Genomic DNA, 19,444 nt, shown 5'->3' with positions numbered 1-19,444 from the left:
CAATCTGGGCCTCAATGAGCCCGAGGATCGGGAGTCGGCGGCGGGTCGCTTCGCCAGGGCCGCCGACCGGATTTGATTTTAAGGAGAGGGCAGGGGGAACACCAAGTCGTCGATATAATTCCGGCCGCTCACCGCGGTCCCTTCATGAAGATCCGGCCCGATACTGAGGAGCAACCATTGTCCGGGCTTGGTCAGGGGGCCCAGGTTCGAGCTTGGGGATTGAAGGTCCAGCCTTGGGATCTCCTGCCCCGTCGATCGCTTGTAGCCGAATGGCCGGGCTGAATAGGGGTCGAGCGGTAGGTGGTCGAGCAGGTCGGGGACCAGGGCGTCGAGGGTCTCGGGATAAGTCCCATTGTGGTCAAGGTTCCAGGCGCGAAGCGCGATCACTTGGACGAGCCCCCGGCGTCCCGCCTTCGCGCGTTCGAGGCTCGCGGAAAGCCATCCGTACGACATGACCGTCGCGGCGAGCGGGCTGACCCTCCGGAGATCCTGACTCGGGGGATATGAGTTGAAATCAGGCAACGGATTCGATTCATCCGCGGACTCCACGATCAGTCGCTTGAATTCCGCCCGGCAGATCCGCCGGGCTCGTTCGCGCTCCCACGAGGAGTAGAGCAACATGGTCTCGCAGACGCGTACTGCGAGCGCTCGTCGGTTGGGACCATTGATCGCCGTCTCGAGCTCGGCGCCTGAGAGGTCAAGAGTCCGCTCCACCAACGGGGCCTCTGCATTCAAGACTTCGACGAGCGTGGGGAAGGGCGGTAGAGCCCGGAGGTCAGCCAATGCCTTGCGGAGTCGGTTGGACGTTTGCTTGTCACTGGCCGCCCAATCGAGTGCCAGCATCGTCGCCTGACGATCAACCAGGAGTGCGTTATGAGCTGCGAAGGAAGTCGGAGTCGCCCCTGTCAATTGCCGGGCGAGCCGATACTGGGCGAGGATGTCCTCCCAGGCGCCCGCCAGGTCGCTCCGCTTCAGGAGCCCGCGCCCGTGCTGCTCCAATAACCAGGCAACCCGGCTCATCTCGCCGCTGGTCGGATCGGGTACGACGCCGACCCTGAAGAAAGGCTGGTTTGCAAATTGGGGCGGCGGCAATTTCGTGGCCTTGTGGATCCGATCGAGGAGGTCTCCCCGCTTGCTGAGGTCCTCCTCAAGCCTGTCGAAGTCGAAGGGTGCTTCCTCGTTTGTCCTCGCTCCCCGTGGAGATGTCCCGCGTATCGGGAGAATTTCCACGGCCAGGCGGCGATACGTTGCGGCGGTGTCGGAGCCTGGAGGCACGCTCCCGGCCGGTGTCTGGGCTGTGACTTGCACCGGGCCGGGATCGGGCACGCCCCAGGCGCGGTTGGCGATGTACGCGGCCGGGAATACGACCGAGGGCACCGCCAGGTATCCGGCCAGTCGAAGCCAACGGGCCGGGCCGGGTCGGTCGTCAAGCCAGTCGCCGGCCCAAGCTCGGGAGATCCCCACAACTGTAATCGGCGTGAACAAGAGGGCCCACAGGGGCATCATGCCCATGATCGCCAGGCCGAATTGCAACGGCGCGGTCGCGATCCAAACGATCACCGCGATCATGCCCGCGGTGATCCGGCGACGGAACACCATCCCGGCCAGCGTTCCGACTGCGAAGGCGTTCGCGAACGGGGCGGCGAGACCGAAGACGCTCGCGATCGCGGCGACGAAACCGAGCGGCGAAAAATCATACTGCCGTGTGAAAAACCCCACTAAGTTGGGCTGGTTCCACCATCCCGGCCAGCGGGCCGAGAGCATTGCCAGAATGATGAAAGCCGTCACTGTCAGGCCGATCGCCCAGGCCCGCATCGTCCTGGACCAGATCGGCCCCGGGCTGACGCCCATGTGGAGCAGGAACCGTTGTGACCCCACCGCCGTCTCACCGCCGAACACACCCACGCCCGCCACCAGTGCCGCCCCAACCCCAAACGCGGCAGCCATTCCGTCGGCGTAGCTCGCACTGTTGAACTGGAACATCCAGGCCAACGCCCCCCAGCAGAGCGCCGAGGCGCCGAGCCAGATCAAGAAACCTTCGCGCGTCGCCTTCCACATCAGGACCCTCGTGGGCGAGGCGGGTCGCGACCGGATCGACCTCGCGGAATCGGCCGGCAAGTCGGCCCTATCCTCATTTAGTGACCGGGACGACGACCATCCCGCGAGGGGGCGCCAGACGATCGCGATGGCCGACGCCGCCAGGGCCAGCGCTCCCATCAGGAACCGTGTCGGGATCACCGAATCCGAGATGAATTCGATCTTGGCCCCGCCACTGGCGACGTACGAGACCTCGCCGATGCAGAACAGGGCCAGGGCCCCGGCGATCATCGGGTTCCGCAGGAGCGCCGACCAGAGCAGGCCCCAGGCGACCGACTCGAAAAGGAGCGTGCCGTAGTGCCCGATGAACTCGGTCGTTCCGGGGAGATCCTGCAGGTCGGCCGAGCCCAGGTAGCCCAGGGCGAGCATGATGAGGGACAGGCCGAGCGTTGAGGCCAGGGCGAACGTGGTCTTGCTCAGCCAGAGCGTCTTGCGATCGACGGGCAGGGCGTCGAGCAGACCTAGCGTCCCCGCCTCGCGCTCCCCGGCGAAGGCCGCCGAGGCCACCACGAGCGCATAGATCGTCGCCCAGCACAGGGCGATCAGCATCAAGGAGCCGGAGCGAATGCCTTCCGACCCCGAGGCCAACAGCACCCATTGCAAGGCGGCGCCGGTCCCGAACAGGACCGGCCAGGCCGGCCACAGGGTCCGCGTTTCCTTCCACCACAAGCGGGCGATCATGGGAGGCTCCACGAAGGAGGATCGAGCGGGATCGGGGTCCACGTCACGCGAGGGCGGCGGCGAGCGATGGCGTCACGCCGGTCGGAACGCGTCGCCTCATGTAAGCGATGTAGATCTCCTCCAGGCCCGGCGTTTCCAGCTCCAGGCCGGTCACACCGGGCAAGGCCCGGAGCGCGGTGAACGACTCGCGGTCGGCGGCGTGGACCAGCCAGCACGATTGGCGGGGGGCGTCGTCGGCGTCGATCAATTGCCAGTCCGGACCGACCGGCAGGCTGGCCGGGCGAGTCGGGCCGTCGAGCGTGAGCGAGACCCGGAACGTTCGGGCCTTGAGCTCGTCGAGCGGCTCCGCCAGGATCAACTTCCCCTTGTGGACCAGGGCGACGTGGCTGGCGACCCGCTCGACCTCCGCGACCTGGTGACTCGACAGCAGCACCGTCCGCCCGCTCCCGGCCAGGTCGACCATGCTTTCCAGGAACTCGCGGCGCACCAGGAGGTCGAGCCCCGAAGTCGGCTCATCGAGGATCAGCAGGCAGGGGTCGGGCGCCAGGGCCAGGGCGAGACCAACCTTGGCCCGCATCCCTTTCGAGAGCGCCTTGATCTTGCGGCCGGTCGGTAGGTCGAACCCTTGGATCAGGTCGGCATAGCGGCCTTGCGTCCCTTCGGGACCCCCCGGGGCGTCGGGCCGGAACCCGGAGGCGAACCAGCCGATCTCGGCCGGAGTCATCCAGTCGTACAGGGTCGGCGTCTCGGGCACATAACCGACCTTGCGACGGACCTCTTCGCCCTTTAGATTCGGGTCGAGCCCGAGCACCTCGACTCGACCGGCGTTGGGGGCGACCAGGCCGAGCAGCGTCTTGATCGTGGTCGACTTCCCCGCGCCGTTCTCGCCCAGAAGGCCGAAGACCGAGCCGGTCGGGACGTCGAAGCTCAGGCCATCCACGGCCGGCCGGCCCCGATACCGGACGGTCAGCCCCTCGATCCGAATTGCGTTATCCTCGTTCATCGACCACCCCCGTCCCGTTGGTGTCGCTGCCCCCGTCGCCATTACCGCGCCCCCACTCCTCGTGGAGGATCGCCTCGATCTCATTGCGCGGAAGGTTGCTCCGCCTCGCCTCGTCAAGCGCTTCGCGGAGCCGCCGGCGGACCGTCGCTTGGCGGTCGTCGCGGCAGAGCAAAGGCGCACCCGCCGCGACTTGCAAGCCGGTTCCGCGTACCGATTCGAGGATCGTCTGCCCCTGAAGGTCGCGGTAGGCCCGCGCCACCGTGTTCGGGTTGACCACTAGCTGCTTGGACAACTCGCGCACCGACGGGATCAACTCCCCCGGTCGCAACAGCCCCGCCGCTACCGCATTTTTGACCTGGTCGGCGATCTGCGCGTAGATCGGCCGGCCGTCGGTCGTGTTGAGCTGGAAGAGCATCGCGTCCCCCCAACCACTGTATCAGTGAACTGATACAGTATTAGAGTGAATTGGTTCGGAGTCAAGTCGAGAATGGGGCGCGCGTCGTTTTGACCGCGGGAAGGGTGGCCAGGACCGGTTTCCCGCTCCCGTCTCGTGGATTCGACTCGCGTTTGAGGTGAGCGAAGGGACTCGAAGTTGGTTGACACCCTTGGTCAAACTGCCTATCGTTAACCCAATCCGTTCGACGGTAAGCGGTTTCGATCACAATGCCTGATTGCGAGACTATGAGCGTACGAACACGGTTCGCCCCCAGTCCGACCGGTTTTCTGCACATCGGCGGAGTGCGGACGGCACTTTTTAGCTGGCTACTCGCACGCCACTTCGGGGGTCAGTTCATCCTGCGGATCGATGACACCGATCAGGAACGACACGTTGAGAACGCCGTCAATCGGATCCTCGACGGGTTCCGCTGGATGGAGATGGACTGGGATGAGGGCCCCGAGGTCGGGGGGCTGCACGGTCCCTATTTTCAGTCGGAACGACATGACCTCTATACCAAGGCCGCGGCCAAGCTCGAGGCGTCGGGGCACGTCTATCGCGACTATAGTACTCAGGCGGAGCGTGACGCGGATCGGGCTGAGTCGGACCGTGCGAAACGAGCCTATCGGTTTCGCCGGAAAGAGGTCAGCGAAGAGCAGCGGTTGCAATATGAGGCGGAAGGCCGATCGTATGCCCTCCGGTTTCAGGTGCCCCTCGGGCGCACGGTGGTCGTCCACGACTTGATCAAGGGCGATGTCGAGCAGAAGACCGAGGAGATCAGCGACTTCGTGATCGTCCGGCCGGACGGCACTCCGCTGTACAACTTCGCCAGCGTGGTCGATGACGCGGACATGGAGATTACCCACGTCGTCCGCGCTGAGGAGCATCTGTCGAACACTTATACACAGATTCTCGTCTTTGAAGCCCTCGGCTACACGCTGCCGGCGTTCGCGCACGTTCCCTACGTGGCTGAGCCGGGTTCGCGGAAGAAGATGTCGAAGCGAAAAGGGGCCGAGTACAAGGCCAACGATGTCTTTGTGTACTTGAGTGACTATGTGGATCGGGGCTACCTGCCCCAGGCGATGATGAACTACCTGGCGCGGCTCGGTTGGAGCCTGGACGATAGCCAGGAGATTTTCTCACGCGCCGACTTGATCGAGAAGTTTACCCTCGACCGGGTCAACAGCTCGCCCGCCAGCCATGACCCCGACAAGCTCTTCTGGGTCCAGGGCGAGTGGATGAAGACGCTTACTCTCGAGCAAAAGGTGGAGGGCGCGCTCCCGTTCTTGACGAAGGAAGGGCTCGTCACCGAGCCGGTCACGGCGGAAACGCGAGCCCGGATCGAGGCCGTGATCAACGCCTTGGGCGACCGGCTCAAGGTGTTCGCCGACATCGTCAAGCTCGGCCGCTACTTCTTCACCGACACGCTGACGCACGACCCGGACGCGGTCAAGAAGCGGCTCCGCAAGGACGGCGTCCCGGCCTTGCTGACCGCGCTGGACGGTCTGCTCGCGACCGTGGAACCGTACGACGTCCCGACGCTCGAGAAGGCGGTCCACGAGTTCGCGGAAACGAACAGCCATCCGATGGGACAGGTTGTCAATCCGCTCCGCGTGGCCACGACGGGCCAGGGGGTTGGGCCGGGGTTGTACGACTGCCTCGCCATCCTCGGTCGCGACTCCTGTCGTGCCCGGATCGCGGCCACGCTCGCGATGCTCGAAGCCGGCGCCGGTTGAGAGCGATCCAGGAGTCTTCGTTCGGCGGATTCTCAAATTCGCGAGGTGTTCCCATGACGCGACGAAAACGCAACTTCACGATTGGCATCGTGGTGTCGCTTCTCGTCGCGGCGGAGGTGGGGCTTCAGTCACTTCGCCTTCCGGCCGCCTCCGTCCGGGTCGTCAACCAGGGTGGGGAACCCATCAAGAACCTTCGCCTGGTCAGCGGGCGAAGCGAGGCAACCGTGGCGACGATCCCGGATGGGGAATCCGCGAACCTGGTCCTTGAAGGACGTGGTAAGCAGACCTTGGTCGTGTCGTTTCAGCAGAAGAATAACCCGCTGGTCAATTTCGAGATCCCTGTTTTCGATCCCGCCGCGCTCCATCGTGATGGATTTTCCCTCGTCATCGTGATTCGCCAGAACGAGTTCGAACGTTACCAAGATGATGGGGACCCACCTCGCTGGAGCCGGCTTGCCACGGGGGCGTGGCACTGGCTGGAGAAGTCGCTCGAGTCACCCTGACGTTGAAGTTTCAGAAACCCGGAGAATGTTCATGCCGTTGTTGGTTGTTGGTTCGATTGCGCTCGATTCCGTGGAAACTCCTCATGGCATCGTGAATGACGCCCTGGGTGGAGCGGCCGTTTTCTTCTCGTACGCGGCCAGCTACTTCACTCCGGTCCGACTGGTCGGCGTGGTCGGAGAAGATTTCCCGACCGCTCACCGTGAAATGCTTGAAGGTCGCAAGGTGGATACGTCGGGTTTGGTTGTCGAGAAGAATGGCTCCACCTTCCGATGGCGCGGAAAGTACACGGGAGATATGAGCACGGCGGAGACCCTTGAGGTCCACTTGAACGTCCTTGGCACGTTCAACCCCGAGCTCTCGCCCCACTTCGCCGACTCGCCCTTCGTCTTTCTGGCCAACGGCAGCCCGGCGATGCAGCGCAAGGTGCTCTCGCAGACCAAAAAGAGGCAGCTCGTCGTGGCCGACACGATGAACTTCTGGATCGAGACCCAGCGTGATGAACTCAACGCGCTGCTCAAGGAAGTGGATGGCCTCGTCATCAACGATGGCGAAGCGCGGATGTTGACCGACGAGATCAATCTGGTCCGGGCCGGCCGGAAGGTCCTCGAACTCGGGCCGAAATTCGTCATCATCAAGAAGGGCGAGCACGGCGCCATGTTCCTGAGCGCCGAGGAATCGTTCGTGATGCCGGCCTTCCCACTCGCCGACGTGGTCGATCCGACCGGTGCGGGGGATAGCTTCGCCGGTGGGTTCATGGGATACCTGGCGTCCGTGGGGAAAAGCGATCTCGCCTCGCTCAAGACGGCCATGGCCTGCGGAACGGTCATCGCCAGCTTCAACGTCGAAGACTTCAGCCTCCGCCGATTCCAGCGCACCGAGCGTGACGAAGTCGACCGCCGGCTCGAGTCGTACCGCAATATGATGAGCTTCTAAAACGGCGATACGGACACGACAACGATGGGCGGGCCAACTTGACTCGCCCTCGTTCCACCTCTCGCCACCCTAGCGGATGTCTGATGCGCACTACTCGAACGTTCATCGCGATTCCGGTCCCCGACGCGCTTGGCACCAAGCTCACGCGGCTTCAGACACTCCTCGCTCCCGATTTGCCGGGAGTTCGCTGGTCTGTGGTCTCTCCGTTCCACCTGACGCTCGCCTTCCTGGGAGATGTCGAGGACACGGAGCTGAACAAGGTCTGCCGAACCGTGGAGGAAGTGGCGGCCGACTTCCCGCCGTTCGACCTGCTTCTCGAAGGACTCGGCGTCTTTCCGAACTCGACCGAGGCGCGGGTGATCTGGGTCGGGCTCTCCGGGTCGGGGTTGTCGGTGCTCCACGAAGTCCGTGAAGCGCTTGCCTCCGCACTCGCCAAGGCGGGCTACCGCTGTGACGAAACATTCACGCCCCACGTGACCTTGGGGCGTCTGAAACGGAGCCGGGGCGAGCACCCCGACCTCACCCGCCAGCTCAACCATTTCCGTACCTGGGCCGCCGGCTTGATCCACGCCACCGAACTCGTCTCATTCGCCTCGGGCCAGGGCCAAGACGGGCCCGAATACTCCCACCTGGCTCGGGCTCAGTTCAGAGGCAAAAAACGTCGATCAGTAACTTGACTTTGATTGCGCATGCGCGATAAGTTAGTGTCCTTGCGTACAGACTCGTGTCGGGAATTTGGAGGATGCGCCCGTGGCCAAGCGACAGGTGTCGGGAGAAACCAAGCCGGTGTCGGTGTCGGCCGAAGAGAAGGCGCTGAACAACACGCTGGGGCAAATCGAGAAGGCGTTCGGTGCCGGCGCCATCATGAAGCTGGGTGAGGGAAGCCACCTGGAAGTGGAAGGGATCTCGACCGGGGCGCTGTCACTGGACCTTGCGCTGGGCGGAAAGGGGCTTCCTCGGGGACGAATCGTCGAGTTATTCGGCCCGGAATCGAGTGGTAAGACCACGATTGCACTTCACGCCGTGGCCAACGCCCAGGCGGCCGGTGGGGTGGCCGCGTTCATCGACGCCGAGCACGCGCTCGATCCGTCGTGGTGCAAGAAGCTCGGTGTGAACATCGAGTCACTCCTGGTCAGCCAGCCGGCGAGCGCCGAAGAAGCGCTTCAGATCGCCGAGATGCTCATCATCTCGAATGCTGTCGACATCATCGTGATCGACTCGGTGGCCGCTCTGGTGCCTCGAGCGGAAATCGAAGGGGAGATCGGCGATAGCCACGTCGGTCTTCAGGCCCGGTTGATGAGCCAGGCGTTGCGGAAGTTGACCGGCGGCGTGTCACGATCGAAGTGCGTCTTGATCTTCATCAACCAGATCCGCGAAAAGATCGGCGTGATGTTCGGCAGCCCCGAGACCACCCCGGGCGGCCGTGCGTTGAAGTTCTACAGCTCATGCCGGATCGACGTTCGTCGGATTGGACCGGTGAAGGAAGGTGAGGAAATCACCGGATCGCGGATCAAGGTCAAGGTCGTCAAGAACAAGGTGGCGCCGCCGTTCCGGGTCTGTGAGTTCGACATGATGTATAGCGGGGGCATCTCTCGCGAGGGCGACTTGATGGACCTCGCCTTGGCCGACAAGCTCGTCGAAAAGTCGGGGTCGTGGTTCAACTACGGCGACCTGCGGCTTGGCCAAGGACGAGAGAACGCCAAGCAGTATCTCCGCGACAATCCCCCGGTTGCCGAAGAGCTGACCGCCAAGGTCATGAGCTCGCGTGGCGGTCAGGTGAGCCCTGCGGCCAATGGCAGTCTCGAACTCGAACAACCCGACGACGAATAAGCGAGGCGCGTTCGATTCCCCCCCCTGGGGGATCGAATTCCCCCGGCTCTGTTTCCAGCCAACCGGCCGAGTCACGCTTCTTCGAGCCAGTGCGGGCCGCCGTTCGGAACCAAACCCGGCGGCCCGCCTGGTTCACCGGCCGAAGCGGCTTCGTGGACTGATCCGGCTTGGTGTCCGTATCCCCGACCTGGATCCGATGCCGGTACGACCCAGCCTGCTTGACGGGGGAGTGATCCCGTGTCGCTCCCAGATGCGTGAGCGAGCTGAGCCCGACGAAGGGAACGGGATCGTCATCGCCATCGAAGATCCGGTGACGAGGTGATCGTCGAGGGCTTCCAAAAGTCCTTTGGGAACCTCCTGCTTCAAATCCGAGCCGATCTCCACGACGAGTCGGCGGTGGGTGGCCTTGAGTGCGCGAATCGTGGCGACGGGGGCGTTGCTCTGGGGCTGGTCGTAGGTCTGTCTCAGCTTCTTGTAATTGTCCGCGAGCGCTCCGACCTTGGTTCGGGCGGGCCTTGGGAAGAGTGGGTCGTTCCGGGCGTCGCGGGTTTCTTCGCTCAGTTTGAACAAGAGCGACTGATCGAGCTTGGCCAAGGCTTCATCGAGTTTCCCAACCTTCTCTTTCAAATCCTGATTGCCGGGGTCGGATCGCGAGGCGACGCGGAGCTCGAGCGCGATCCCAAAAACGGCCCCCGCGGCGCCCAGACACTTGTAGGTGGTCATCATCCGGTGGTGCGATCGAACCTCGTTGGCGAGGCCCGAGGATTGCGATTTCAGTTTCGTCATTCCTGCCTGGAGTTCCTCGACCGGGATGCAGAAGGAGAGTTCTTCCTTCCCTGGAATTCGAAGCGTGACGACGCCGATGACCTGGCCGTGCGAGTCGAACACAGGGCCGCCCGAGTTCCCTGGATTGACCGCGATGCCGAGCTGGTAGAACTGCTGGCCGTCGATCTGGGCCTTGCTGCTCATCACTCCCCGACTGATCGCGTTCTCCAGGACGGTCTCCCCATCCACGCCCGGATTGCCGATGACGGTGACATCCTCGCCCTTGCGATACCGATAGGATGGGGCGACCTGAAGCGCGGGGAGATCGGTTTTTACGGCAAGGAACGCGAGATCCCGTTTCACGTCTTCATAGAGCAGCTCCGCTTGGACCGGCCCTTTTTTTCCCTCGTCGGCCGAGGGGAAACGGATTTCGAGGTTCGCGATGTACTCGCCGTCGATGACGTGCGAGTTTGTGGCGAGGATCCCGGGCGCGACGAGAAACCCGGTGCCGCTCCCCCCTTTGCCGTCGATCAGCGCGACGGACGGTTCGTATCAGGCGACGATCTCCGCGGTCGAGAGCGGAGCGCCCGACGGTGGCTCGGTGCGCGAGTCCGTGGTTTTGCCGGGGTTCGACAGCGAAGCCGGGGCAGGGGGGGATGACGCCAACGCCTGTCGCGCATTCTTGGCGAATTCGGGCTCGTCAGATCCCGGTTCCGAAGCGACTCCGGTCTCCTCGCTCGGCTTGCTCGTCGGCAGGCCCGGCGAGTTCGGTTCCGAGGTGGCGAGTGGGCTCGAAGTCAGCGTTGGCTCGGGCAGCGACAACGGTTGCGGCGGGGCCCCTTGAGCGACGGTCTTGTCGGTTCCCGGCCGCTCGGGTTTCGGCTTCGACGCGCGGTTCGAAATCACAACCAAGAGGATGGAAAGGGAGAGGATCCCGACCCCCACTCCCAGGCCGAGAAACGCTGGATTCCAGGCCGGCGGTTCGTCGGCTCGAGGCGATGTCTCCCGCTTGCGGGATCGGGAGCCTCGTGGTGGGTTCTGCGTGGCGGAGGTAGCCCGCTCGGGATGATCACGTGAACCACGGTCGCTCACGACGATCGGTGCGGGCTCGTCGTCGAGGATCTCGAGCTCGTCCAGGCTGGCCTGAACTTCAGGCACCACGTCCGCGGCCGACAGCCTCCGTCGGAATCCGCAGCCGGGACATCGGACGTTCTCACCGATCGCGTGATCGGGGACGCGGCCCGTTCGGCCGCACGAGGAGCAGCTCACTTTGATCGGCATGTCGACCCCCTGCGAACGGATGCAATGCGAAGCGAAGGGGGGGAGCTTGCTCGCACTCTTGAATTCAACATGCTCGATAAAGTAAGCGAGGGGGCCGCCGATCGCAACGATATTCTGATCAGTTAAGATCAGCGATGAGATGAGCTGCCATTCTTCCCCACCACCCTGAGACCGAGAGACGGACGGATTAATTCCCTTCGATGCGTTTCGGGACGAGTTGGGGCGGAGCCGGGAAGCAGAGGAGGACGCGCGATTCCTGGGTGAGCGGGACCATGACCGGATCGCTGGCATTCGTGGGAACCAGGGTCTTGATCAGACCTCGAACGTTGGCCGCGCCTCGGGGGGCGTAGGCCAAGGCACTCGTCTGCCGGGCCAGCACCGCGTCGGGCGCAAACTCATTGCCGAGTGCCCCGCCGAGGCGAATCTCGCCATCCCGGCGGATCTCGAAGGTGAGTCCCATGGCCTGGAACTCGACGTCGACTTTGCTGTCACCGGTTCCGTACTTCGCGCTTTTCTCAGGGAGCCGAAAGTTCATTTCGGTCGCCAGCGCGTTGAGGAGATCTTTCCCCATCGAACCCTGGCCGGTGGTCATTTCGCCGGAGGCCTCGATCCAGCCCATCCCCTGGCCGGGGCGATCGCCCCAGCGGGCCGACTTGATCGCCAGGTGCGCCAGGCCGCTGAGCCGGTGACTGGGAAACCGTCGACCGACAAGGGTATTCATGTCAATATCATGCAAATCTCCCTGGAAGTCGGCCTCCCAGTCCTTGGCCCCCGTCTGACGCAAGGTCAGCGCTCCCTCGACTCGCGCGGCGGCGCCGAGCCAGTCGGTCGAATCGAAGAAGACGTCAAGAACGTGGCCGGGGAGTGGCAGGCCATCCATCGTTTTGATCGCGAGCGTGGTCCGGACCGGCTCGGTTTTCCGGTCGCGCGTTAGAGTCAGCTCGCAGCGGGTGTTGGAGCCCTTCGCGACCATTCGGTAGCTCGCCTTGACTGTGGGAGCGACCCGGTCGGTCTGGAAGACGCCAGCCACCTCACGCAATGAGAAGTGCAGGTTATCGACGTCGAGATCGAGATCGCAGGTCGGCGCGGAGAGGCTCACCCGATCGAACGAGCCATCGCTGGGGCGCTGAAGGATCAGGCCGAGTTGGGCCATGGCCAGCTTCGGACTCTCGCCTCGGAGCCGAAGCCCGTCGGTTTCCACCACGAGTTCGCGATCGCCCCGGCGCAGTCGGACCGACCGGGCCCGGGCGATTTCGGTCAGGCCTTTCCGTCTCGGTTCTTCCTGGCGGATGACCACCCCTCGGCAGATCACCTCGCCGGGACAGGGATAGCGAATGCCCTCGAGACTCACCTGGAGCCCGAGCTGGCGGCTCATCTCGACTTCGATGTCCCGAAGATGTCCCGGTCGGTTGATCTTCCAGGCGGTCACGATGACGTAGGACGTCGGCAGCACCGCGGTGACGACCAGAATGCAGGTCGCGAGGATCTGACGGTACGGACGTGCCAGGGGAAACATCCTTGCCTCCCGTGTGCGAGGGGGGACTCGAATCGGACTTGATCCGGCGAGCGCCGGGATCGATCCGTTCGAATTGGCTGCGCGCCGGCAAGACTCCGCCCGCCGTTTGAGTTCGTGCGCGATCGGCCGTCAGGATAATCCAAACGGCCGACCGCCTCAATTTGAGTTTGCCGGCGATCGCCGGAATCAGGGGCGTGAGTCGTCCCACGACGCGACCACATCCAGTCAGGTCAGGGAGCGGTTCCCCACGTTTCCAGATGCGTGCGGGCGAGCTCATGGAGCGCCGCGTGGGCCGCCTTGATGGCGCCCAGGCTGGTGCCGACGTATTTCTCGACGATCGCCGCGGCGATCTCGAAGGCCACCACGTTCTCCACGATCACGCTGGCGGCAGGGACCGCGCACACATCGGAGCGTTCATAGGCGGCAAGCTGCGGGCTCTTGGTCGCCATGTTCACCGACGGCCCTCGGGCTGCGAGCGTGCTGATCGGCTTCTTCGAGGCACGGACGACGATCGGCTCGCCGTTCGACGTGCCCCCTTCGATGCCGCCCGCGTTGTTCGTGGGGCGTCGGAAGCCGAACCGGCGGTCGGAGCCGGGGTGGTCGGACTCGTGGGCGATCGGATCCATCACCTGCGAACCCGGCCGGCGGGCCGCCTCGATCCCGAGACCGATCTCGACGCCCTTGATCGCCTGGATGCTCATCACGGCCAGCGCCAGTCGCGCATCGAGCTTGCGGTCCCACTGCGCGTGGCTGCCGAGCCCGATCGGGCATCCGGTCACAATCGTCTCGACAATGCCGCCGAGCGTGTCGCCCGCCGCCTTGGCGGCGTCGATCGCCGCGACGATCGACGGGTCGGCCCCGGGATTGAGCGTGTAGACGGGGCTGGCGTCGCGCACCGTCAAGTCGAAAGCGAGAGGGGGAGCGGCGATCCCACCCAACTCGCGAACATAGCCGATGACATCGATCCCGAGCTCTCTGAGCAAGAGCTTGGCCAAGGCTCCGACCGCGACCCGAAGCGCGGTTTCGCGGGCGCTGGCACGCTCGAGGACCTGGCGGATCCCCGTCTGATAGTTGATCGAGCCGGCCAGATCGATGTGGCCACCCCGGGGCGAGGCCGGTTCCTGGAGCCGCTCGAGCTTGGCGTCATTGTTGACGAGCCTCAGCGTGATCGGCGCACCGGTCGTGACCCCGTGATAGGTCCCCGAGTCGATGATGATGCGATCGGTCTCGAGCGTTTGCCGCTTCCCGCGGCCGTACCCCCCTTGCCTCCGCTTCAACTCGCCATCGATCAGTTCGCGGTCGATCGTGATCCCCGAGGGAAAGCCTTCAACGATCGCGGTGAGGGCGGGGCCGTGGGACTCGCCTGCGGTCAGGTAGCGGAGCATGTCATTTCCAGGGGAAGGCTTGGCCTGTCAGAGTCTCGTAAGCGTCCACGTATTTTTCGCGAGTCTTCGCCACGACGTCGTCGGGCAAGGTGGGGGGAGGGCTCGACTTGTCCCAGCCGGACGCATCCAGCCAGTCGCGAACGAACTGCTTGTCGAACGAGGGCTGAGGTCCCCCCGGCTGATAAGTCTCGGTCGACCAGAACCGCGAGCTGTCCGGGGTCAAAACCTCGTCGATCAGGAGGATTTCGCCCGTTTCCCGGTCGTGTCCCCACTCAAACTTGGTGTCCGCCAGGATCAGGCCTTGGGCAAGGGCCCGTTCGCCCGCCTGCTCGTAGAGGGCGATGCTTCGATCGCGCAGGGTCTCGGCCTCGACGGTGCCCAGGGCATCGACCAGCACCGAGTAGGAAACGTTCTCGTCGTGCCCGCTCTCCGCCTTGGTGGCGGGCGTGAAGTAAGGGCGGTCGAGCTTGGAGCTTTCGACCAGGCCCTCGGGCAGGCGTTCGTTGCAGACCGTCCCCGACTGGCGATACTCGCGCCAGCCACTCCCCGAGAGATAGCCGCGCACGACACACTCGAACGGGATCACGGCGGCTTTCTTGACGATCATCGATCGGCCGGTCAACGCCTCAACGATCTCGGCCGAGAGGTTGAGCCGAGCGTCCTGGACGTCGGTTGACAGCACGTGGTGGGAAACGCCCAACTGGTTGAACCAGAACATGCTGACGCCGGTCAGGATCCGTCCCTTATCGGGGATGCCGTTCGGCATGACCCAATCGTAGGCGCTGATCCGGTCGCTCGCGATCATCAAGAGGCGATCGCCGAGGTCATAAACGTCGCGAACTTTGCCCTGGCGTTTCGGCAGTCCTTCGAGTGCGGTCTCGAGCAGTGTCACGCCGCGGGGTCCTTCTCACTAAAGCCGGATTCGCTGGGATTTCTCACGGAATACGACAGTAAACCAAACGAACGAGCCGAACAAGTCCGCTCGCGTTGCGCGACTTCGACGTTTGCCTTGCGTCGGGTGAGTCGTTTGGATTAAGATCGTCTCTTTCGCCCCGGGACCATTTGTCCGCGGGAGGCGATAATTTCGTGGCAATGAGTCGCAAGTTCGAGGCGGCGCCGGGGGAATCAGGGCGATGTCGATTGATAAGAGTCTGAAAAAGGGGGGCGGGTTGACCCGAACCCGGAACGTGTTGACGAGGCCCGAGCGCTTGGCCTTGCTGCAAGAGGACGAGCGTTGGCTGCCGGCGCAGGGTGTTTTCAACCTGCCCAAGACCAAGTTCCGCCGTCTGGCTCCCGGGCAATCGGGTCCCAAGCGACCGAGCTGACGTCTTTGACGTGGGTTGGGTCGGCAGTACCGATCACCAGGTTACGAGCGACCCCCGGCAGCAATCGTCGGGGGTTTTTCTTCGCCCGTAGCCGATCAGCGATCGGTGGGTAGAACGTTGATCTCAGATGCGAACGAGAAGTCGGTCGGGGTCAGGCCACCATCGGAGTGGGTGGAGAGTTCGAGCCGTACTTGACGGTAGCTCAAGATGATATCGGGGTGATGGTCGTACTTCTCAGCCACCGCGGCCACTTGGTTGACAAACTCAAGGGCGCGGCGGAAGGATGGGAATTGCCACGAGCGGATGAGCATGTCGCCCTCCCGCTCCCACCCCTTGGCAGTGGCCATCCTCTCCAGGATCTCCGGTTCGCTCAGCTTGGCCATGGGATTCCCTTGGGGATCGGCGCGGGTCGCAATGAGGACGGCCGGTATTTAGAAATGGGCTCGGCCGATTGGCAACCGCCTCCAGGTTCCTTGAGATCTATTATTTCCGCGCAGCGTCGGCGGAACAAGGGAAAACCTCAAGGGCGAGGGAAGACAAGTAACTACGATGACCACGACCCTCGTGCTGTTCAGCATCGCGATCGTCGGCGTGAGCGTTCTCGGCGGGCTCCTGCCGTTGGCGACCGTGTTGACGCACACCCGGCTTCAGGGCTACCTGAGCTTCTCCGCGGGCGCCATGCTCGGCGCGGCCTTCTTCCATATGATGCCCGAGGCGGTTCGAATGGGGTCGGCCCACACCCTGAACTGGTCGGCGTTCGGGCTGCTCGCGCTCTTTTTCCTGGAACGATTCTTCGCGTTCCACCACCACGAGGCTCCGGCGGATCCCACCGAGCCGTGCCCGACCCATGCCCATGAGCATTCGCCGGGCCGAGGCCACTCCGCCGGACTGGTCGACTCGGCCGCGCCCGGCGGTTCGGCGTCGGGAACGAAGGGCACCTCGCTCCACTGGGGGGCGGCCGCGTTCGGCCTCGCCGCGCATTCTTTGGCGGGAGGCGTCGCCCTCGCCAGTGCCTCGGTGATCGCGAAAGGGGAACCGAACGCGGTGGGGGTCGCCGCCTGGGGGGTCTTCCTGGCCACGATCATCCATAAGCCGGCTGATGCCCTGACCATCGTCAGCCTGATGCTTCGCGCGGGCGCACCGCGGATGCTGGCTCACTTGGTCAACCTCGGCTTCGCCCTGATGATCCCGCTCGGCGTCGCCATTTTTCTGTTGGGCATGGGGAAGATGGAGCCGGACGCGGCCGCCTCGGCCACGGCGGCCGCCCTGGCCTTCTCGGCCGGGACCTTTCTCTGCATTGCGCTCAGCGACTTGCTCCCCGAACTGCAATTTCACGAGCACGATCGTGTTTTCCTCTCGTTGGCCCTCCTCGCCGGCTTCGCCTTGATGGGCCTGACATCCATGTGGGAACCGAGCGACGCGCACGATCAGGCGCCGCATCACTCGGCTGTACCGGCCGCAGCCACGGTGCGGGAACGTGGCTAACCCCGCGTCCGCGTGATCGGTTATTGGTTGGCAACATCAAGGGAGTGGCTCCGGCGTGGGCGATTCCCTCGAATCAAGGGAATGGCTCCGTCGCGGGCGATTCCCTCGATTTTTTGCGCGAAGATTTCCGGCCCTACGTCTATGATTTGGAGAGGAGGAGGGTCGGCCTCCCCGCTCCGAAGCGATCCGTGACGTAGACGACGAGGTCCTTGACGCGTCAACTTCCCAATGACGGGCTTGCTGACCTGCTTGCATCCTCTGCCGGCAAGCTCCATCCGGCCCCCGCTTCCTCCTTCGAGGGATCAGTGTCATGCATGGTTCGACGTTTTTGAGACGGTCGATGCTTGGGATCGGCCTTGCTTGTCTGGCAACTTGGAGTTTCGCGGGGGGCGACGCTTCGGCACCTGTGGCGGAAGTCGCTTTGCCCACGATGCGGGGGCCGGATGGACAGATCATGGATCTGACCGCCCCACAAGGTGGTCTTTCCGCCCTCGTTTTCTATTCCTCGGAATGCCCGATCTCGAATGCATACAGCCCGATGCTCAACCGGCTTCGCGCGGAGTTCCCGACCGAGTCGGTGAAAATCGTGGGCGTTTGCGTCGACCCCGACCTCAATTCGAACGACGTGCTCGCTCACGCCAAGGATTTTGAGCTCGAATTCCCGGTCGTCCAGGACCCCAAGGGCGTGATCGCCACCAAGCTTGGCGCGGCGGTCACGCCCGAGGCGTTCGTCGTCGATGACCGGGGGCGGATACGCTATCACGGGCGAATCGACGATCAATACGCCGCACGTCAGAAAAAGAACGCGAACCCGAAGATCAGCGAGCTCCATGACGCGATCGTCGCCGTTCTCGCGAAACGCGAGGTGGCGATCGCCCATGTCCCGGCCGTCGGCTGTCCGATCCCGAAGCCCGCACCGACCGTCGATGCACCCACCTATTCCGGCGCGGTCGCCTCGATCCTCCAGAAGAACTGTCTGGAGTGTCATCGTCGCGGTCAGGTCGGGCCGTTCGCGCTCGAGACCTATGAGCAGGCTCGCAAGCGTGCCGACGACATCGCCACGATCGCCGAAGAGCGGAAGATGCCCCCTTGGAAACCGGACCCGCACGTCGGCCCCGGCTTCAAGAACGACCGCTCACTGTCGACCGACGAGATCGCCACGCTGGCCGCCTGGGCCGAAGCCGGCGCCCCGCTGGGCGACGCCGAGCGCGTGCCCCCTGCTCCCGAATTTGCCGACGAATGGGCGCTCGGCACGCCCGACCTCGTCCTGGAACTCTCCGAAGACTTCTCGATTCCCGCCTCCGGCGACGATATCTATCGCTGCTTCGTCTTGCCGACCCGCTTGCCGGAAGACATGTACGTCTCGGCCATTGAGTATCGGCCCGGCAACCGTCGGGTGGTCCATCATATGCTCAGCTACGTCGATATTTCGGGGGAGGCTCGCAAGAAGGACGATGCCGAGCCAGGCCAGGGCTATTCCTGCTTCTCAGGCCCCGGGGTTGAGATCGACGGCGACCTGGGCGGCTGGGCCCCGGGCAATGAACCGAGCCATCTCCCCGACGGGATCGGGAGGGCGCTGCCCAGCCGGGCCGACGTCGTCGTGCAAATCCACTATCATCCGAGTGGGAAGCCCGAAACCGACCGTTCTCGAATCGGCCTCCACTTTTCCAAGAAGCCGGTGCGGCAGACCCTGCATTGGAACGCCGCCATCAAGTTCGACCTGAAGATCCCGGCTAACGATGGGAACTATAAGGTCGAGGCCGCCTGGCCCGTCCCTCTCGACCTCGAGGCCTGGGCGGTCACACCTCACATGCATCTTCTCGGGAAAAATATGAGTATGTCACTCAAATTTCCCGACGGACGGACCCAGGATCTGATCAAGATCGGTGACTGGGATTTTGGCTGGCAGAACACCTATTTCTTCAAAGAGCCGATCACGCTTCCGAAGGGGACACTGGTCAAGGTCGCCGCGCACTTTGACAATTCCTCGGACAATCCCCGCAACCCCAACCATCCTCCCAAGCTCGTGACCTGGGGTGAAGCCACCACGGACGAGATGTGCATTGGCTTCATCGCCGTCACCAAGAAGGGCCAGGACCTCACCAGGGCGGGCGAAAAGGATGACCTGCACGACCTCTTCAAAGCCCAGATGAAGGAATTCGAGAAGAAGATGAGGGAGCAACAGGAGAAGAGCCAGAAACGCGCGGCGAATTGAACCGATGGGCCGTCGCCTGCTCCGCGACGGCCCGGTTCGCGATCCCCCTCTTGTATTGCAAGTCAGAAAAGTCATGAGTCTGTCGCAAGGAAACCGGACCGTCAGTCTGCCCCGGAGGCCGAAATTCGCGGGAGAAACTCGTTCCTACGCTCGGCGTGGGAAGGCCGTTCTGGCCGCTCTGCGGCCCCACCCGCCGGGGAAGACGACGCGGAGCGTCGCAGAGACGGCCTTCCCACGCCGAGCGTAGGAACG

At 63.9% G+C, this 19,444-nt stretch carries 17 protein-coding genes; 8 read left to right on the top strand and 9 right to left on the bottom strand.

The features are described 5' to 3' along the window. Positions 1-78: 78 nt before the first annotated feature. From BUS42_RS09495 to BUS42_RS09485, 3 genes are read right to left on the bottom strand one after another with little or no spacing between them, the layout of a single operon-like run. Entirely contained in the window at positions 79-2,778 is a 2,700-nt protein-coding gene (locus BUS42_RS09495; RefSeq protein ID WP_074306702.1) for a hypothetical protein, read from the bottom strand. A 43-nt stretch (positions 2,779-2,821) separates the two neighbouring features. After that, on the bottom strand, positions 2,822-3,781 hold the full coding sequence (locus tag BUS42_RS09490) for an ABC transporter ATP-binding protein (RefSeq protein WP_074306701.1): 960 nt from the start codon (positions 3,779-3,781) through the stop codon (positions 2,822-2,824). Continuing rightward, positions 3,768-4,196: a GntR family transcriptional regulator gene (locus tag BUS42_RS09485; RefSeq protein ID WP_074306700.1), complete on the bottom strand. Its 429-nt coding sequence runs from the start codon at positions 4,194-4,196 to the stop codon at positions 3,768-3,770. Before BUS42_RS09485 ends, BUS42_RS09490 begins: the two co-directional genes overlap by 14 nt. A 266-nt stretch (positions 4,197-4,462) precedes the next feature. Between BUS42_RS09485 and gltX the strand changes: the two genes are divergently transcribed. The 5 genes from gltX to recA all read left to right on the top strand — a co-directional run bounded on the left by gltX (position 4,463) and on the right by recA (position 9,220). Next, positions 4,463-5,953, top strand: coding sequence for a glutamate--tRNA ligase (gltX, locus tag BUS42_RS09480; protein ID WP_074306699.1), 1,491 nt, complete (start codon positions 4,463-4,465; stop codon positions 5,951-5,953). A gap of 53 nt (positions 5,954-6,006) precedes the next feature. Next, positions 6,007-6,456, top strand: a complete 450-nt coding sequence (locus tag BUS42_RS09475; RefSeq protein ID WP_074306698.1) for a hypothetical protein — start codon at positions 6,007-6,009, stop codon at positions 6,454-6,456. A 31-nt stretch (positions 6,457-6,487) separates the two neighbouring features. After that, positions 6,488-7,390, top strand: coding sequence for a PfkB family carbohydrate kinase (locus BUS42_RS09470; RefSeq protein WP_074310892.1), 903 nt, complete (start codon positions 6,488-6,490; stop codon positions 7,388-7,390). A gap of 83 nt (positions 7,391-7,473) precedes the next feature. Further along, positions 7,474-8,067, top strand: a complete 594-nt coding sequence (thpR, locus tag BUS42_RS09465) for an RNA 2',3'-cyclic phosphodiesterase (RefSeq protein WP_074306697.1) — start codon at positions 7,474-7,476, stop codon at positions 8,065-8,067. A 73-nt stretch (positions 8,068-8,140) separates the two neighbouring features. Beyond that, positions 8,141-9,220, top strand: a complete 1,080-nt coding sequence (gene recA / locus BUS42_RS09460) for a recombinase RecA (RefSeq protein ID WP_074306696.1) — start codon at positions 8,141-8,143, stop codon at positions 9,218-9,220. A 132-nt stretch (positions 9,221-9,352) separates the two neighbouring features. Here the strand turns inward: recA and BUS42_RS44940 are convergent, their stop codons facing one another. From BUS42_RS44940 to BUS42_RS09440, 5 genes are all read right to left on the bottom strand, one after another. Then, positions 9,353-10,516, bottom strand: coding sequence for a S1 family peptidase (locus BUS42_RS44940; RefSeq protein ID WP_256386197.1), 1,164 nt, complete (start codon positions 10,514-10,516; stop codon positions 9,353-9,355). A 21-nt stretch (positions 10,517-10,537) separates the two neighbouring features. Beyond that, positions 10,538-11,266, bottom strand: a complete 729-nt coding sequence (locus BUS42_RS44935) for a zinc-ribbon domain-containing protein (protein ID WP_254053410.1) — start codon at positions 11,264-11,266, stop codon at positions 10,538-10,540. Positions 11,267-11,453: 187 nt separating this feature from the next. Beyond that, positions 11,454-12,782 (bottom strand): hypothetical protein, encoded by a 1,329-nt coding sequence (locus BUS42_RS09450; protein WP_074306695.1) that lies wholly within the window; start codon positions 12,780-12,782, stop codon positions 11,454-11,456. A 230-nt stretch (positions 12,783-13,012) separates the two neighbouring features. Then, complete coding sequence (aroC, locus tag BUS42_RS09445; protein ID WP_074306694.1) at positions 13,013-14,167, bottom strand: chorismate synthase; 1,155 nt, start codon at positions 14,165-14,167, stop codon at positions 13,013-13,015. A gap of 1 nt (position 14,168) precedes the next feature. Next, positions 14,169-15,059 (bottom strand): phosphoribosylaminoimidazolesuccinocarboxamide synthase, encoded by an 891-nt coding sequence (locus BUS42_RS09440; RefSeq protein WP_074306693.1) that lies wholly within the window; start codon positions 15,057-15,059, stop codon positions 14,169-14,171. Positions 15,060-15,300: 241 nt separating this feature from the next. Between BUS42_RS09440 and BUS42_RS09435 the strand changes: the two genes are divergently transcribed. Then, a complete protein-coding gene (locus tag BUS42_RS09435; RefSeq protein WP_074306692.1) occupies positions 15,301-15,492 on the top strand; it encodes a small basic protein in 192 nt (63 codons plus the stop codon). Between the two features lie 95 nt (positions 15,493-15,587). On the opposite strand, the gene BUS42_RS09430 is transcribed toward BUS42_RS09435, so the two are convergent. After that, positions 15,588-15,875, bottom strand: coding sequence for a 4a-hydroxytetrahydrobiopterin dehydratase (locus BUS42_RS09430; protein WP_074306691.1), 288 nt, complete (start codon positions 15,873-15,875; stop codon positions 15,588-15,590). A gap of 166 nt (positions 15,876-16,041) precedes the next feature. On the opposite strand from BUS42_RS09430, the gene BUS42_RS09425 reads away from it, so the two are divergent. Both BUS42_RS09425 and BUS42_RS09420 read left to right on the top strand, forming a co-directional pair. Then, positions 16,042-16,977 carry a ZIP family metal transporter gene (locus tag BUS42_RS09425; RefSeq protein ID WP_074306690.1) on the top strand — a complete coding sequence of 312 codons (936 nt, stop codon included), beginning with the start codon at positions 16,042-16,044 and terminating at the stop codon, positions 16,975-16,977. A 310-nt stretch (positions 16,978-17,287) separates the two neighbouring features. Continuing rightward, entirely contained in the window at positions 17,288-19,192 is a 1,905-nt protein-coding gene (locus BUS42_RS09420; RefSeq protein WP_074306689.1) for a redoxin domain-containing protein, read from the top strand. Positions 19,193-19,444: the final 252 nt, after the last annotated feature.

Source organism: Singulisphaera sp. GP187 (assembly GCF_900129635.1).
In the GTDB taxonomy this organism is placed as follows: domain Bacteria; phylum Planctomycetota; class Planctomycetia; order Isosphaerales; family Isosphaeraceae; genus Singulisphaera.
The sequence above is the reverse complement of the archived record's forward strand: the minus strand, read 5'-3'. Positions and strand labels throughout refer to the sequence as shown.

Excerpts from the sequence above, each read along its gene's own strand:
- BUS42_RS09430 (WP_074306691.1), bottom strand. The coding sequence starts at position 15,875 with ATGGCCAAGCTGAGCGAACCGGAGATCCTGGAGAGGATGGCCACTGCC.
- BUS42_RS09425 (WP_074306690.1), top strand. The coding sequence starts at position 16,042 with ATGACCACGACCCTCGTGCTGTTCAGCATCGCGATCGTCGGCGTGAGC.
- BUS42_RS09435 (WP_074306692.1), top strand. The coding sequence starts at position 15,301 with ATGTCGATTGATAAGAGTCTGAAAAAGGGGGGCGGGTTGACCCGAACC.
- BUS42_RS09450 (WP_074306695.1), bottom strand. The coding sequence starts at position 12,782 with ATGTTTCCCCTGGCACGTCCGTACCGTCAGATCCTCGCGACCTGCATT.
- gltX (WP_074306699.1), top strand. The coding sequence starts at position 4,463 with ATGAGCGTACGAACACGGTTCGCCCCCAGTCCGACCGGTTTTCTGCAC.
- thpR (WP_074306697.1), top strand. The coding sequence starts at position 7,474 with ATGCGCACTACTCGAACGTTCATCGCGATTCCGGTCCCCGACGCGCTT.
- aroC (WP_074306694.1), bottom strand. The coding sequence starts at position 14,167 with ATGCTCCGCTACCTGACCGCAGGCGAGTCCCACGGCCCCGCCCTCACC.
- BUS42_RS09490 (WP_074306701.1), bottom strand. The coding sequence starts at position 3,781 with ATGAACGAGGATAACGCAATTCGGATCGAGGGGCTGACCGTCCGGTAT.
- BUS42_RS44935 (WP_254053410.1), bottom strand. The coding sequence starts at position 11,266 with ATGCCGATCAAAGTGAGCTGCTCCTCGTGCGGCCGAACGGGCCGCGTC.
- BUS42_RS09475 (WP_074306698.1), top strand. The coding sequence starts at position 6,007 with ATGACGCGACGAAAACGCAACTTCACGATTGGCATCGTGGTGTCGCTT.
- BUS42_RS09495 (WP_074306702.1), bottom strand. The coding sequence starts at position 2,778 with ATGATCGCCCGCTTGTGGTGGAAGGAAACGCGGACCCTGTGGCCGGCC.
- BUS42_RS09470 (WP_074310892.1), top strand. The coding sequence starts at position 6,488 with ATGCCGTTGTTGGTTGTTGGTTCGATTGCGCTCGATTCCGTGGAAACT.
- BUS42_RS09420 (WP_074306689.1), top strand. The coding sequence starts at position 17,288 with ATGCATGGTTCGACGTTTTTGAGACGGTCGATGCTTGGGATCGGCCTT.
- BUS42_RS09485 (WP_074306700.1), bottom strand. The coding sequence starts at position 4,196 with ATGCTCTTCCAGCTCAACACGACCGACGGCCGGCCGATCTACGCGCAG.